Source organism: Mucilaginibacter sp. (assembly GCF_041660805.1).
GTDB lineage: Bacteria > Bacteroidota > Bacteroidia > Sphingobacteriales > Sphingobacteriaceae > Mucilaginibacter.
The window spans coordinates 359,687-376,486 of sequence record NZ_JBAZVP010000003.1 but is presented as its reverse complement, the minus strand read 5'-3'; the positions used below and the strand labels follow the sequence as shown (position 1 = coordinate 376,486).

The following is a 16,800-nucleotide window of genomic DNA, read 5'->3' as shown; positions in this document are numbered from 1 at the left end:
ATTATAATTATAAACCAATTATAAATCTTACTTCCAGAAAATCTAATAATGCCTCTTTGATGGCCTTTTTATTGGAAAATTAATATATACATACATTACTACATGAATATTGACACTAAAGATCACAAGCAAATAGAAAGTGTTGCCGCTGAAATGCGGAAAACCACACAATTTTTAATGCCGGCCAAGCTGGATGATACCTTTAATGCCAATGGCGGCTACAATGTTTATCCTGCATGTGCATTAGGTTCAGGAAAAATATTTAACGGCTTTAATTCGCTTGCCCAATACATTGTACAGCAAAAGACCGTCCTGATTGATGGGTATGACGGCTTATTTTGGAATAATATCCGGGCAGGGCTGCAGGATTATTTTACGGAAGCCGGACTGAAAGTGAACTGGATACGAACAGAAACATTTTTAAAGCCTGCTGATGAAATTGAAAAGCTGGTTGAGCCATTTTTAGGCAAATTCGAATCTGTTTGGGGCACTAAAACTACATTATCATTAAGTGACTTTTACGATGCAAGCCTTACTAAACAAACCGCTGACGACAGTGATATCAATATTATAATAGGTACCGGCGCGGTTTTATCAGGTTGGGATGTTCCGGTTATATATATCGATCTGCCGAAGAACGAATTGCAGTTTAGGATGCGTGCCGGCAGTATTACCAATTTAGGTGCTGCACAGGTGAACGAGCCCTTTCAGATGTACAAGCGTTTTTATTTTGTGGATTGGGTAATACTGAACAACCATAAGAAAGCGATCCTTGATCGTATAGCTGTTGTAGCAGACGGTCAATGGCCGGAAACTATTAACTGGATGCATAAAGCGGATCTGGCTGAGGGCCTTAATAAGATCAGTAAATCGGTTTTTCGTGTACGCCCCTGGTTTGAACCGGGTACATGGGGTGGGCAATGGATCAAAAAGCATATTAATAACATTAATAAGGATGTGGTTAATTACGCCTGGTCGTTTGAAATGATCGTTCCTGAGAATGGTTTAGTGTTTGAAAGCGATGGCAATTTGTTGGAGGTGTCATTCGATACCTTAATGTTCAGTAATAATAAAAACATATTGGGTAAACATGCCAAACGCTTTGGCGATGAGTTCCCTATCCGTTTCGATTTTCTGGATACATTCAATGGGGGCAATCTTTCTATCCAGTGCCATCCAACGGTTAAATACATACAGGAGAACTTTGGTGAGAACATAACCCAGGATGAAACCTATTACATTTTAGACTGCGAAGATAATGCCCGCGTTTACCTTGGCTTTCAGGAAAGCATAGACCCGTCCGAGTTCAAAAACGTGCTGGAGGATAGCCAGGAAACAAATGCCGAAATAGAGATAGAAAAATATGTGCAATCACACCCAGCCAAAAAACACGATCTGTTCCTTATCCCTAACGGTACTGTACACAGTGCCGGTGCGGGTAACATGGTACTGGAAATAAGCGCGACCCCTTACATTTTCACCTTTAAGCTATACGATTGGGTGCGCCTTGACCTTGACGGCAACCCCCGCCCTATAAATATAGACCACGCCTTTAATAATCTTGATTTTAACCGCAAAGGCAAACAGGTTTACCGTGAACTGATCTCAAAGCCTGCGGTAATTGAACAAACCGAAGGTTACCAGCTGATACACATGCCAACCCATGCAGAACATTTTTATGATGTGCACCGCATAGAGTTTGACAATAAAACCACAGTAGAAACCAACAACGTATGCCATGTAATGATGCTGGTTGAAGGGCAGGCTGTACTGCTGGAAACCGCCGATGGCACCAAACAAGAATTTGCCTATTCAGAAACGTTTGCAGTACCGGCAGCAGCGGGTTCATACACCTTAACCAATTTGGGTAAAGGCCGTGCAAAAGTGATTAAAGCATTTTTAAAATAATGGAAATGATAGATACAATAAATCCTATTGAAGTAAAGAAGAGCAGTACCTACCTGTACCTGGTGTGCCTGGTAGCTGCGCTTGGCGGTTTTTTATTCGGGTTTGATACAGCCGTGATCTCTGGTACGGTAAGCCTGGTGAAGAATGATTTTGGCCTGAGCGCGGTTAGCGAAGGCTGGTTTGTTAGCTGCGCCTTACTGGGCTGCATTATTGGCGTAGGCTTTTCAGGCAAGCTCAGTGATAAATATGGCCGTAAGATCGTACTGATACTTTCGGCAGTGTTGTTCCTGGCATCGGCGCTGGGCTGTATGCTTTCAAGCTCGTTTGCCGTATTAATTATTTTCCGTTTAATAGGCGGCCTGGGTATTGGCGTAGCGTCAATGGTATCGCCCTTATATATCTCCGAGTTTTCGCCATCGCGCTACCGCGGTATGATGGTATCACTTTATCAGTTGGCATTAACCATTGGAATTGTACTGGCTTATTTTTCAAACGCTTATTTGGCTAACCACGCCGGTAATAGTTATGGAAACGGAAGTATGCACACCATTTTCTCTGCCGAAGTTTGGCGGGCAATGCTGGGCCTTGGTGCTGTACCTGCCGTTATTTTTTTAGTGAGCTTGTTTTTAGTACCCGAATCGCCAAGATGGCTGCTATTAAAAGGGCGGGAACCACAAGCAGAAGCGATTCTGATAAAGATAGATGGCAGCGAAGCCGCTGCACAGGAAATTAAAGCTTTTAAGGCGCAGGATGACAAAGACGATACCTCTATTAAAGAATTATTTAAACCTGTTTACCGCAAAGCGTTATGGATAGGCTTGTTGTTACCCTTCCTATCTCAGGTATGCGGTATAAACGCGGTAATATATTATGGCCCCAGGATACTGGAACAGGCTGGCTTTACACTAAATAACGCCCTGGGCGGGCAGGTTACCATTGGTTTGGTAAACGTAGTGTTCACCTTTGTGGCCATCTTCACAATTGATAAATGGGGACGCAAGCCCCTGCTTTTTGCGGGTGTTGGCGGTGCGGTGGTATCGCTTATCATTATCGGCGCATTATTCGCGCTGGGTATTACATCGGGCCCGTGGATCCTGATTTTTATCCTTGCATTTATAGCCTGTTTCGCCTTTTCGTTCGGCCCGGTTTGTTGGGTGGTAGTTGGCGAAATATTCCCCAATGCCATAAGGGGGAAGGCTATGGCATTAGCAACACTTTCATTATGGATAGGCAACTTTTTGGTTGGCCAGTTAACACCTGTAATGCTGGAAGGGCTGGGGTCATCGTGGACATTCTGGCTGTTTGCCCTGTGCTGCTCGCCAGCTTTGTGGATCACCTGGAAACTTATTCCTGAAACTAAAGGCCGGTCACTTGAAAATATTGAAAATTACTGGAAAGAAAACTATAAAAGTAAAGCATAGAGAAGAGTGCAGCATCTGAAACAATAAACAAACCTAAAATAAAAGATAACTAATAAACCGAATGTTATGAGATTGAAATTATTACACAAATTAAAAAAACTAAAGCGGCTTTATAATAAGTCGCTGGTTGCCGGGTTGCTTGGCGCTGCTGCTCTAAATTGTAATATAGCTAATGCCACTGCCGTGGCTACAAGCCATACATACAATAAAAAGGCTGTTGAGATAGCCATTAGCGGCAGGGTTTTAGATGACACCAATCATCCCTTGCCAGGTGTAAGTGTTGGTATTACAGGTACCAATATTGGCACTGTTACCGATGTTAACGGCCGGTACTCTTTAAGAATACCAGATAACTATGCTAACAGAAAGCTTACTTTCTCATTTGTGGGTTTTGTTAAGCAAGACGTTGCAATTGCCGGTAATACAGAAATAAACGTTACGTTAAAAACGGATAGCAAATCACTTGACGAAGTAGTGGTTGTTGGTTATGGCACGCAAAAAAAGATCAATCTTACCGGTGCCGTAAGTACTATCAGTGCTAAAAACATAGAGAACAAGCCCGTATTGAATACCTTTCAGGCATTACAAGGCGAATCTCCCAACTTAATTATACAACAAAGTACTTTAGACCCCGGTAGTGATGTTACCGTGAACATAAGGGGAGTAGGTACATTGGGTGATAACACACCTTTGGTAGTTATTGATGGTATTGTTGGCGGTAACTTAAATACTTTAAACCCCAATGATATAGCCAGCGTATCCGTATTAAAAGATGCGGGTTCGGCAGCTATATACGGTTCGCGTGCTGCAAATGGTGTAATTTTAGTAACCACCAAAAGCGGTAAACTAAACTCAAAACCTACTATTAACTATAATGGCAGCTACGGTTTGCAGGATGCGCAGGTACTTGTGCATAAAGTAAATGCGTGGGATAACGCTTACTATAAAAATCAGTCGCTGGTTAACTCTGGTTTGCCGCCGGCCTACACACCAGACCAGATCCAGGCATTGAAAGACCAGGGTAATGGCACCTGGGATGTGGAGCACTTGCTAAAACAAGCGCCGCTGCAATCACATAACGTAAGCATGAGCGGTGGTAGCGAGAATAGCTCCTATTACATATCTGCCGGTTACCAAAACCAGGGCAGTAACTTAATTGGTAATGGCGGGTCGGGTGCAGATTTTGGCTATCAGAAATATAACCTTAGGTTAAACCAAACATCTGTTGTTGGCAAATTCAGGGCTAACATTATTCTTAACTATACCAAAACACGTAACAAGACCAATAGTGTTGGCGACAACAATATATTTGCAGATGCTAACCGTGTACCGCATAACTATAGCTGGCAGGATGCAGACGGTAATTATTTAACTAACCCGGTAGCTTCGCAATACAATGAGTACGGGGTACTTGAAAAAGGTGGGTTTAACCAGGCTGATAATGATGAGATCTTTGGCGCGTTTAATGGCCAGTTAAGCATCACAAAAGACCTGAAGTTAACCGGCCAGTTTGGTGGTACCGTTCAAAACAACGGCAGCTTTTACAGGAGGGTACAAGTTAACTACCTACCCGCAGGTGTATATGGTGATGACCGCGCTGTGTTAGACGGTAACAGCAAGTCTTTACTGTTAAATACACAGGTATATGCCGAATACAGTAAAAAAATATCAGACCATTCTTTTAAGGCACAATTAGGTGTATCAAGTGAAAACTATAGTCAACGGGGTTTTACACTGCAAAAAACTTTAACCGACCCTTTATTGGGTACGCCTACAACAGGTACTTTAATAGATGCTGTTAACTCTAATAATAGTATTGGTATTAATTCAAACAGTTTGCTTTCTGTTTTTGGCAGGGTAAATTACTCTTATAAAGACAAATATCTTTTGGAAGGTGTGTTTCGTAACGATGCTTCATCAAAATTTGCCAGGGGCAACAGGGCAAGTTTCTTCCCTTCGGTAAGTGCAGGCTGGATCGTATCTGAAGAATCGTTTATGCAGAATATTAAAAACACCGTAAATACGCTTAAGCTAAGGGCATCATACGGTATTGTTGGTAATCAGAACGTAAATAACTATCAGTATCAAACAACTTACTTTAATTATGCCAGTGCCTATGGGTTTGATAAAACCCCGGTTGGTGGTGCAGGTACTTTATTATCAAACCATGACCTGACCTGGGAAAGGGCAGCGAGCTTAAACATTGGTTTAGATGTAGGCTTATTTAATGACAAGTTAACCGCTACATTTGAGTACTTTAATAAAACAACCAGTAATATTTTACAGCCAAGGCAGGATATCCCGCTAATATTTGGCGCTGCATCTCCTGATTATAATGTGGCCAAAGTTAGGGCAAAAGGCTGGGAAGCTTCGTTAACCTATAATTTAAGAGGACAAAATGTTACGCAAAGCTTTAGTGTAAATATAGCCGATAACCAAAATACCTTATTGCAATTAACCGGCAATACAAAAGAACAGGTATACAACCAGGATGTATTTCAGTTAATAAGAAGGGTGGGTGAGCCGGTAACCCAATATTATGGTTATGAAACAAATGGGTTTTTCCAGAACCAGGCTGATATAGATAATTCTCCAAAAATGGCCGGTGCCAGTGTTCAGCCGGGCGATCTTAAATTTAAAGACCTGAATAACGATGGTATTATAGATGATAAAGATAAGGCCATATTAGGAAACCCTTTTCCACGCTATACTTTCGGCTTTACCTACAGGGTAGCCTACAAAGGTTTAGATCTGTCATTATTTATACAGGGTGTTGGCAAACGCGATGCATTCCTGAGAGGTGAACTAGTTGAGCCGTTCCACTATGGCTATGGCGCTACCGTTTACGATCATCAAACAGATATCTGGTCACCATCCAACCCTGATGCAAGGTATCCAATACTGGCCAATATCGGTTCTCCATCAAATACCTACAACTGGCGTACCGGTTCTGATCTTTATAAGTATAACGCTGCTTATGCCAGGTTAAAGAACGTAAATATAGGTTACACATTCCCATCCCATATCTCTAAAAAGATAGGCATGGAAAGATTAAGGCTATCCCTGATAGGCCAGAACCTGCTTACCCTAACCAAGTTGAAGTTTATTGATCCGGAAACATCTGAGTTTGGTAATAACCTAAGCCCAAGTTCAGCATCAAACAGCGCCAGGCAATACCCGCTGGCAGTTTTTTACGGAGCCGGAATTGATATAACATTCTAAACAGATCATATTTAAAACATATAAAAATGAAATTTTTAAAAAAGCTTTTGATCGTGTCTGTTGCGATAATAGCAGTATCAGGGTGTAAGAAACTTGATATTGCACCAACAGACAGATTCTCCGACCTTACCTTCTGGAAGGTTGACGCGAATGTATACAGTGCCTTATATAACAACTACGGTTTAACTTATAACAGCGCATTATATTTCAATGCAGAGGCAATATCTGATAATGCCTATTCGCCAAGTGGCGACCTTAACGTAATTGCAAGTGGTAATGCTACTTCACTTACAGCCAAGTTTCAGGGTGACTGGGGCTATTATTACTCAACCATAAAATCGTGTAATATATTCCTGAAAAACGTTGATCAGAATACTACCCTTCCTGCTGCTACAATTGCCAGGCTAAAGGCGGAGACCCGTTTTATACGTGCATTTGAGCATTTTAACTTAACAAAATGGTATGGCGATGTGCCCATTATGGATCATGATGGTACGCCGGAAGAAGCACAAGTTGTAGCGCGTTCACCAAAGGCAACGGTAGTTAAATTTGTACTTGATGAACTGGAAGCCGCTATTCCGGATCTTCCTTCAAAAGATGCGATCCCCGAATCTGAAAATGGAAGGGTTACAAAAGGCGCTGCATTAGCTTTAGAAGCCAGGGTATTGCTATATCAGGGCGACCGTATGGCAGAGGTAGTAGCTATCTGCGAAAAATTAATGAACGACCAGGGTGCTAACGGCGCTTATTCATTAGCCAGCAACTACAGCGCATTGTTTAGCGATCCGATAGTTAACAATAAAAACAACGAAAGCATATTTTCTTTGCAGTATGTGCCAACTATACGCACCTGGCAGGATTTCTGGGATTTTGCACCAAGAACAGTAGGCGGCAGGGTAAGCAGCATGGCGCCAACACAGGAACTGGTTAACGATTATATTATGCTGAATGGCAAAGGTATAAACGAATCAGGTTCGGGCTATACAGAAACCAACCCATATGCTAACCGTGACCCACGTTTAACCGCCACAGTTGTTTACGACAAATATACCTGGGTAAACGCCAACAATTCTACCAAAACTATCTACATAAAACCTGGTACTGATCCCGTTCAGCCTGGCCTTGACGAGTACAGCGCGGGTTCGCAGGCGGCATCACCAACCGGTTATTATTGGAGAAAATATTTTGACCCCAGCGCTCTGGCAAATTTCGTATCAGGCAATAACCTGCATTTGATCAGGTATGCCGAGATCCTACTGGATTATGCCGAAGCAAAACAAAGCCTTGGCCAGATGGATGCAACCGTTTGGAATAAAACCATTGGCGCATTACGTGCAAGGGCAGGCTTTACAGAAGCGGGTGCATTGACCTATCCGGGTGGTGCTGATATGACCAACATTATCAGGCGCGAAAGACGAGTTGAATTAGCAATGGAAGGTTTAAGGACTGACGATATCAGGAGATGGAAAACAGCCGAAACAGTTATGAATGGCTACGCGCATGGCGCCAAATTCTCATCAGACCCAAGCACCGATAATGGATACATAAGGACACAGTTAAGGAAGTTTAACCCTGCAAGGGATTACCTGTGGGCAATACCCGCACATGATGTTAGCCTGAATAGTAAACTTGGCCAAAACCCGGGATATACCAATTAATAACAAAAAAAATTAGAGAGATATGAAAAATCTGATCAGGCTGGGTAGTATAATGCTGCTGGCCATAATTTCAATAACATCCTGCAAAAAGGACGAAAGGCCGTTAGACCTTAACTTAACCGCTGTAGGTAATTTGGCTTCGCCGAATGATAATACAAACGTGGTGCTCGATCCTACAAGCGCATCATCGGTATTGTTTAAATGGGACGCGGCAACGGATGCGGACGGAGGTTTGGTATTGTATGAAATAGCATTTGATAAAGAAGGTGGCGACTTTAGTAAGCCGGTGTATAAAATAGTATCTGACAAGGGTGGGGTAGATACACAAATTACACTTAGCCACAAAGATCTGAACAAGATAGCCAGCATGGCAGGTATAGCGGCATCAAGCACTGGTAAGTTAAAATGGACAATTATTGCCTCAAAAGGTACGAATGCCAAAATTGCTTCGGTTTCAAGGACCATACAGTTAAACAGACCGGCCGGATTTGCCGAAAGCCCGGTTGATCTTTACCTAACCGGTTCTGCCACCGAAGGAGGCGCTGACCTGAGTAAGGCGGTTAAATTGAAAAAGAACGAAGAAGGTGTTTTTGAAATATATACTTCTTTAAAGGCCGGCGATTATATCCTTACTGATAAAAATACCAGTGGCGGCAAACAGTATTACATTGAGAACGGCATAATTAAAGAAGGTAATACACCAGTTACCGTTAGCGGTGCCCAAAAAGCATATCGTTTAAATTTCGATTTCACATCGGCTACTGCAAAATCTATCGAGATCCAATCGATAGGTTTATATATGTCTGCCTATGGTAAAGAGATAGGTACGCTAAATTACATTGGCGGCAGCACATGGGAAGCTGCGAACATTGCAGTAGAATTTTTCCAATTTGATTGGGGGCGTGATGAACGTTATAAATTTATTATTCACACCGCGGCCGGCCTTGAATATGTTGGAAGCAGCAGTGTCAATAACGATGCGCCCGCTGGCAAACCGGCTTCCTATTTTTATTTGTTGCCCGTAACTAATGATCAATGGAATAATACTTACAAATTTGACCCATCTGCCGATAAAAAACATGTTAAGGTTGATGTAATGTTAACACCGGAAGCATACACGCATAAGGTAACGGTCTTATAAACAACTGCCCATAATTTATGCACCTGCAGTTTTAAACTGCAGGTGCTTTATAAAAATATTATCATGAAAAAAGTACTATTTGGGTGGATGGCTGTTGTAATTATGCTGGCGGCATCATGCAGTAAGGACAAGAATGTAACACCAAACCCTCCGGGCGGCGGCGGTGGAACACCCCCTGATCCGCCGGAAACTACGTCATATCTTGACCTGGCAAAGCAAACGCGGAGTTTTGTTACCAGTAACTTCCTAACATCTAATTTTAGTTATCGTGCAAACACCACTACAAACGCCAATAACTGTTTTGAATGGTATAATGTAAGCCAGATCTATGCTGATGCTGCTTTGGTGGCTGCCGGTGATGCAACTGCCCTGCCGTACATGAACAAAACTTTTCAGTTTATGGAAGGCTTTTGGGATAAAGCAGATTTGCGTGGCGGTTACTTCGCATCGGTAAACCTGAATGGTACCGGTGCCGGCGGTGATAAATTTGTTGATGATAACGGCCTCACCGGCATGGTTTACCTGGAGGCTTATGATATAACCTCAGGTGCCGATAAACAAGCCTATTTAAACAAAGCCAAAGCATGTGCCGACTGGCTGATAAACAGCGGGCTTTGGGATAACACTTATGGCGGCGGCTTTTGGTGGAACACAGCAAAACCAAATAAGCCATCACAATCAAACGGTGTTGCCATGCAGCTTTTCGCGCGCCTGTACACTATAACCGGCAATACAGAATATCGCGACTGGGCAACAAAAGTTAATAACTGGTTGCGTAATAACATGCTCGATTCTACAACCGGTTTGTATATATGGATGATTGATGGCCCGGGTGCAGGAACCAAACACACCGAGAAATTTACTTATGATAATGCCATAATGATAGAAGCCGACATACTATATGGCAAGGCCATGAACGATGCCAGCTATCTTACAAAAGCACAGGCAATAGGTAATGCCATGAACACTGTTTTATGGAACCCGGCTTATAAGGGTTATATATTTAATACCGACCCAAGCCAAACACGTGTAAACCCTGCCTGGTGTGGTTGGGGAACGCAGGGTATGATAAGGTTATATGAACAGGATAAGGATGCTAAGTGGCTTGCTTTTGCGCAAAATAATATTGATGCGCTAAACAAAGCAGCACGAAATAAGGATACGCATGCTTACTATTTCTTCTCAGGTTTTGCGGGTGATAACCGTTCGCCGGAGATAGAAGGTGTTGACCAGGCCTGGATGCAAAGGATACAGGCAATGATGTCTAAATACAAATAAGAAGGTACATCGCGGTTAAGGCCGCTATTTTAAATATATCTACATGAAAAATAAGTTCAGTCCGGGTGTTGCTTTACTGGCCATATTGCTGGCATCGTGCAGTGTAAAGCGCGAAAGTGTTTCAAAATACGTCGACCCTAATATTGGCACGGCGCACAGCCGCTGGTTTTTTTATACACCCGCCGCGGTGCCTTATGGCATGGCAAAGCTGGCCCCGTCTACCAATGGGCATTACGGCAATGCATCGGGCTGGGAAGCGGTGGGTTATGATACCCGCCAAAACTCGATAGAAGGTTTTGTGCATTTTCATGAGTGGCAGGTAGGCGGTGTAAGCTATATGCCCACTACCGGCACGCTAAAAGTAAAGCCCGGTGATTTGGAAGGTACTAACACGGGTTATCGCTCAAAATTCGACCGCAAGAACCAGGTTGCCGAACCGGGTTACTATAAAGTTTTGCTGGATGATTATAACATCACGGCAGAGCTTACCGCAACCAAAAGGGTAGGCTTTCAGCGATATACTTTCCCTAAGAACGAGCTATCACACATTATACTGGATATTGGCAATAAGCAGGGCGAAAGCGGCGAAGTTACTAATGCAAGTATAAAAATGCTGGATGAGACACACTTTGAGGGGTATGTAAGCACCTATCCAAAATATGTAAAACTGTATGACCCGGAAGGTAAAGTTGATATGTTCTTTTATGGCGAGATCAGCAAGAAACCTGCAACTGTTTTTTCTTTTGCAGGTGATAGTGTAAACGAAAACAGTACAAGTGCTACCGGTAAAGGCGCTGGCCTTGTGCTAAATTATCAAACTACTGATAACGAAACGATAGAAGTTAAAACCGGCTTATCATATACTTCAATTGCTAACGCGAAGAACAATTTTACTACAGAATCTACCGGCTTATCATTTGACCAGGCCAAAGCGCAGGCACAGCAAACCTGGGAGCAGCAGTTAGGCAAAATTACTGTTGAAGGTACCGATGAGCAAAACAAAACCAAGTTTTATACCGGCCTGTTTCATGCTTTATTGGGCAGGGGTATAGCCAGCGATGTTAATGGCGCTTATCCAAAACATGGCGGCCAAACTGGCCAGCTACCCGCGCAAACAGATAAAAACCTTAAAGCCGAATTTATTAATACGGATGCTATTTGGGGCGGTTTCTGGAATATCACCCAGCTATGGTCGTTATCCTACCCGGAATGGTATGGCAGTTTTGTAAACACACAATTACAGCTTTATAAAGATAAAGGCTGGTTTGGCGATGGTATTGCCAACAGCGAATATGTATCGGGCGTGGGGACCAATTTTGTGGGCCTTGCAGTGGCAGGCGCTTATAATGTGGGTATCCGGAATTACGATGTTAACCTGGCTTACGAAGCGGTAAAAGGCAACGAATTTAATTATAAGAACCGTGCTGTTGGCTCGGGTAAAATGGATACCAAGGCATTTATTGATCATGGCTACGTGCCGTTTATAGATCAAACCGGCAGAGATTTTGTCACAGACTCTACCGGCTCTAATTTTTCGGGCTCGCATACCTTAGAGTATAGCTATAGCGCGTTCGCGGCGGCGCAAATGGCCAAAGCCATGGGTAAAACAGATGATTATGATAAGCTCATCAAATACTCGAACGGGTGGAGGGAGATCTTTAATCCGCAGAATAAACTGATGCAGCCAAAAAGGGCGAACGGCAGCTTTATTGAAAAGTTTGACCCATACCAGCCCTGGAGAGGTTTCCAGGAAGGTAACGCCGTGCAGTACACTTTTTATGTGCCGCAAAACCCGGCCGGGCTTATTGATGCTATTGGTAAAGATAATTTCAATAAAAGGTTAGACAGCATTTTTACCGTATCAGAAAAGCTGGGCTTTGGGGGTGGTAAAACCATTGACGCATTTGCCGGTATCAACTCTATTTACAACCATGGTAACCAGCCCAATCTGCATATCAGTTGGTTGTTCAATTTTTCGGGCAAGCCGTGGTTAACTCAAAAATGGACAAGGTTAATAGGCCAGGAGTTTTATGGTACGGAACCTATCCACGGTTACGGTTACGGGCAGGACGAAGACCAGGGCCAGTTGGGTTCATGGTATGTAATGAATGCTTTGGGTTTGTTTGATGTAAAAGGTTTTACAGATCTGAGGCCTATTATAGAACTAGGCAGCCCGTTGTTTGATAAGGCCACTATTGTATTAGGCAACCAAAAAACGCTGACCATCGAAACAAAAAATAATTCTAAGGATAACGTTTACATCCAATCGGCAGAATTTAACGGAACACCACTTGATAACTGCTGGCTGTACCGCGATGAGCTGATGAAAGGTGGCAAATTAATATTCACTATGGGAAACCAGCCAAACACAGCATGGGGCACAAAAACACCGCCGCCATCGGCACAATAAATCATCTGTCTAAATAAAAGAAATGAGCTTTATAAATAAAAATATATTGGGTTGGGGGTTAACAGGTATTATTATTGCCGGTAGCTTCAACACGTCATCTGCACAGCAAAACCTGGCAGCCGAATACCAGAAACGTGCCGAAAACATATACATGAATGTTTGGAAACGTTATCGGGTGCCCGCTCAGGTGGGGTTATTCTCTGAGAATTATCCGTCGGGCAAAAAGGATACGCTTAATTATTTCCAGGGGAGTGGTGTGAAAGAAAAGGAAGTGAGCTTTTTATGGCCTTTCTCAGGTATGTTTTCGGCTACCAATGTGCTGCTGAAAGTACCCGCTCTAAAAACTAAATACAAGCCTTATCAGGATAGTTTGGTAATGGGTATTGAACAATACCATGATGCCGTTCGTAAGCCCGCAGGTTACCAGGCCTACCCCGTAAAATTTGAGAAAGCCGATCGCTATTATGACGATAATGGGCTGGTAGGCATTGATTATATGGAATCATATTTCAATACTAAAAACCCGGTGTATTTACAGCGCGCAAAGAATGTTTTTAAGTTTATTTTAAGCGGATGGAATAATGATGCCGGCGGTGGTGTAACCTGGCTGGAAGGCCATAAAGACCAAAAGCCTGCATGTACCAACGGCATGGCCACGCTTACCACACTTAAAATTTACCAGGGCAGCAAGGATAAATATTATCTGGAGCAAGGCAAAAAATTCTATAAATGGATGTACAATACCCTGCGCGATTCTACCGGCGTTATTGTCAATGATGTAAAGCTTGATGGTAAACAGAACCGCACATTTTATACTTATAATACGGGGTCGTTATTGGAGGCTGCTGTGATGTTATATCAGTTTACCGGCGAAAAGCAATACCTGGATCAGGCAAAGCAATTAGCAAGGGATAGCTACAAGCATTTTAGCAACGTACCGCATGATAAGAACTTAACCCTGCAAATTGATCTGCCCTGGTTTGTTACCGTGCTTTTCCGCGGTTACGAAGCTTTATACAAAGTGGATGGTGACTATAAATATATAGCAGCTGTTGAGAAAGATCTGAACTATGCGTGGCGAACATCCCGGGATCAGTATGGCTTGGTAAGTCACAGCTGGACACCTAAACCCGATGAGTTAAAGAAACCCAAATGGCTTTTGGATGAAGCCTGTATAGCGGAGCTGTATGCCCGCCTGAGCATCCTGCAAAAGGAGAAGAAGTAAGAATTTATTTATAAATTGGTTAATATATGCGCCCACCGGTAGTGAGAGCCGGGGGCGTTTTTTAGTAACATCTGTCCCTCTCAATCGTCGGTAACTTTAATGATAGAGTTAATAATATTAGAAAATTTCAACCTTACTTTGTTAGTATACATTGAAGCTAAGGCATGTTAAAAATGAATTTGTATAACGAATAGCCTCGTAATAGAAATACATTAATATATTTTTACAGATGCTGTATCGTGCCGGTAAGGAATAGCATAAAGAAACATGAAAAACGAGATCATATGAAAAACAAGATCAAAATCATATCACATTTAGTAATAGTTATTCTGCTTACATCGCATACCTTAACAAAAGCTCAACAAATAAAATATACCAAATACGTAAATACCTTTATTGGTACAGCGCCGCTTACTGATCCAAAAATTCTTGGTTATGAATTGCCAAAAGGTTGGAGATCATGGGCCGGACTTACATTTCCGGGTAGTTCGCTGCCTAATGCTATGGTGCAATTAAGCCCTATGACAGCATATGGTTCTGGTGCCGGTTATCAATATGAAGATTCTGTTATCTTGGGTTTTACGCACACTAATAAAGGGCATTGGAACCTCTGTAATATCCCTATTCTTCCTCTTTCCAATCCGGGCAGCAAATTCGGTTCAAAATTCAGTCATCAAAAGGAAAGTTCTGCACCGGGTTTTTACCAGGTGTATCTTGATGATTACGATGTAAATGTGAGTTTAACCTCTACGTTAAGAGCGGGGTATCATCATTATGAGTATAAAAACAATGCAAACAGGCAAATATTATTTGACCTGGGCAAAGCCAACAGCAAGGTATCAACGTGGAATATAGAGCAGGTTGGTAATTCGGCTTTACAAGGTTTTCAGGGTGGTGAAAACGTTTACTTTTATGCCATACTGAACACCAAAATTAATAAGTTAGACAAAACAGATGAAGGAAAACGTACAGGTTTTGCCATAGTGCATTTGGCTGATGGCGGCACGGGGCCTGTAGAACTTAAGATAGGGCTTTCGTTTGTAAGTGTAGAAAATGCAAAGCAAAACCTTGAAAAGGAGATCGGTAACAAAACATTTGATGTTATCCGCGCGGAAGCAACCCGGAAATGGGAAAGCCTTTTATCATCTATCCAGGTAGAAGGGGGAACAGGAAAGCAAAAGCGAATGTTTTATTCCTGCCTGTACCGGTCGTTTCTTTGGCCGGCATTACGCAGTGATGTAAACGGAGAATTCAGGGATGCCAAAAAAAATGTAGCGAAAGCTGATTTTAGCTACTATACCGAACCATCGTTATGGGATACCTACCGGAATAAAGATGTGCTTTTAGGGCTGATTAGTCCGCAGGTTACACTCGATGTTATTAAATCGATGAAGGACGTAGGGGATAAAACCGGGTTTATACCTACTTTTTTTCATGGTGATCATGGCGCTTCCTCCATTGCCGGCGCTTACCTTAGAGGAATTGATAATTTCGATATAAAAGGTACTTACAAATTACTATTAAGAAATGCCAATATTGAGGGTGGGAGCCGCCCGTTTATTACCGAATATATTAAAAAGGGCTATATATCAGACCCTGATATTGAGCACCCGGAGGTAGAAACGAAGGCCAAAGCCGGTGTTTCAAAAACCCTGGAATATTCTTATGATGACTATTCAGTTGCCCAGATAGCAAAAAAATTAGGTGATACGGCCAATTACAGGATTTTAATGGCGAGATCAAAAAATTACAAAAACGTTTTTGACCCGTCAACCCGGTTTATGAGGGGCAGGTTGGAGAACGGCGATTGGATCAAAAATTTTAACCCTGAGCAGCCCTATTATGAGTATATGTACAGAGAGGCAAATGCCTGGCAAGTGTCTTTCTTCGCGCCACATGATATGCCGGGGCTAATTAGCTTATACGGAGGGCCAAAAAAGTTTGAATCAAAATTAGATTCATTATTTACTTTGCCATGGAACCCTAAGTATATCGCCAGAAATGTAGAAACCATGGTAGGCCAGTATTGCCAGGGAAACCAACCGGACCATGAAGCCCCCTTTGCCTATACGTTTATTGGAAAGCCGGAAAAATCACAGAAGATAATTGATCACATTTTAAATAACTTGTATGGTATAGGTAAAGAAGGTTTGGAACTTAGCGGAATGGATGATGCCGGCGAAATGTCGTCATGGTATGTTTTCAGCGCGTTGGGTTTGTATCCGTTTTCGGCAACAGATCCAAAGTACATAGTAACAGCACCGCTTTTTGATAAAGTAAAGTGGAGAACCAGCAATGGTAAATTACTTACTATAACCAAACCCGGAAAAGGCAGAGGGATTACAGCAATACAAGTTAATGGAAAAAAAATTAATGGATATTTTGTGTCACATGACCTGTTTAAGCAAGGCGGTGAAATTGCAATTATTACAAAATAAGGAATAACAACCGGTCGTTTTAGGTTTGGTTCTAATCTCACCTATTCCGGTTTAAATTGATCATTCGCATCTGACCAATGCTTTTGTAAGTGCTAATTA

The 16,800-nt window shown here is 42.4% G+C and carries 9 protein-coding genes; all 9 read left to right on the top strand.

What is annotated here, in order from left to right; all coding sequences use genetic code 11:
- Positions 1 to 102: 102 nt before the first annotated feature.
- The 9 genes from WC743_RS06875 (at position 103) to WC743_RS06835 (ending at position 16,701) form a co-directional block, all read left to right on the top strand.
- Positions 103 to 1,908 carry a class I mannose-6-phosphate isomerase gene (locus tag WC743_RS06875; protein WP_373011134.1) on the top strand — a complete coding sequence of 602 codons (1,806 nt, stop codon included), beginning with the start codon at positions 103 to 105 and terminating at the stop codon, positions 1,906 to 1,908.
- A 5-nt stretch (positions 1,909 to 1,913) separates the two neighbouring features.
- On the top strand, positions 1,914 to 3,329 hold the full coding sequence (locus tag WC743_RS06870) for a sugar porter family MFS transporter (protein WP_373011133.1): 1,416 nt from the start codon (positions 1,914 to 1,916) through the stop codon (positions 3,327 to 3,329).
- 66 nt (positions 3,330 to 3,395) lie between these two features.
- Positions 3,396 to 6,551 (top strand): SusC/RagA family TonB-linked outer membrane protein, encoded by a 3,156-nt coding sequence (locus WC743_RS06865; RefSeq protein ID WP_373011132.1) that lies wholly within the window; start codon positions 3,396 to 3,398, stop codon positions 6,549 to 6,551.
- A gap of 26 nt (positions 6,552 to 6,577) precedes the next feature.
- Positions 6,578 to 8,209, top strand: coding sequence for a RagB/SusD family nutrient uptake outer membrane protein (locus tag WC743_RS06860; RefSeq protein ID WP_373011131.1), 1,632 nt, complete (start codon positions 6,578 to 6,580; stop codon positions 8,207 to 8,209).
- A 22-nt stretch (positions 8,210 to 8,231) separates the two neighbouring features.
- Entirely contained in the window at positions 8,232 to 9,350 is a 1,119-nt protein-coding gene (locus WC743_RS06855; protein ID WP_373011130.1) for a SusE domain-containing protein, read from the top strand.
- A gap of 63 nt (positions 9,351 to 9,413) precedes the next feature.
- On the top strand, positions 9,414 to 10,628 hold the full coding sequence (locus WC743_RS06850) for a glycoside hydrolase family 76 protein (protein ID WP_373011129.1): 1,215 nt from the start codon (positions 9,414 to 9,416) through the stop codon (positions 10,626 to 10,628).
- Between the two features lie 43 nt (positions 10,629 to 10,671).
- The gene (locus WC743_RS06845) at positions 10,672 to 13,038 is read left to right on the top strand and encodes a GH92 family glycosyl hydrolase (protein WP_373011128.1); all 2,367 of its coding nucleotides are present in this window, start codon (positions 10,672 to 10,674) and stop codon (positions 13,036 to 13,038) included.
- 22 nt (positions 13,039 to 13,060) lie between these two features.
- Positions 13,061 to 14,263, top strand: coding sequence for a glycoside hydrolase family 76 protein (locus WC743_RS06840; RefSeq protein ID WP_373011127.1), 1,203 nt, complete (start codon positions 13,061 to 13,063; stop codon positions 14,261 to 14,263).
- A gap of 284 nt (positions 14,264 to 14,547) precedes the next feature.
- Positions 14,548 to 16,701, top strand: coding sequence for a GH92 family glycosyl hydrolase (locus WC743_RS06835; protein ID WP_373011126.1), 2,154 nt, complete (start codon positions 14,548 to 14,550; stop codon positions 16,699 to 16,701).
- Positions 16,702 to 16,800 lie beyond the last annotated feature (99 nt).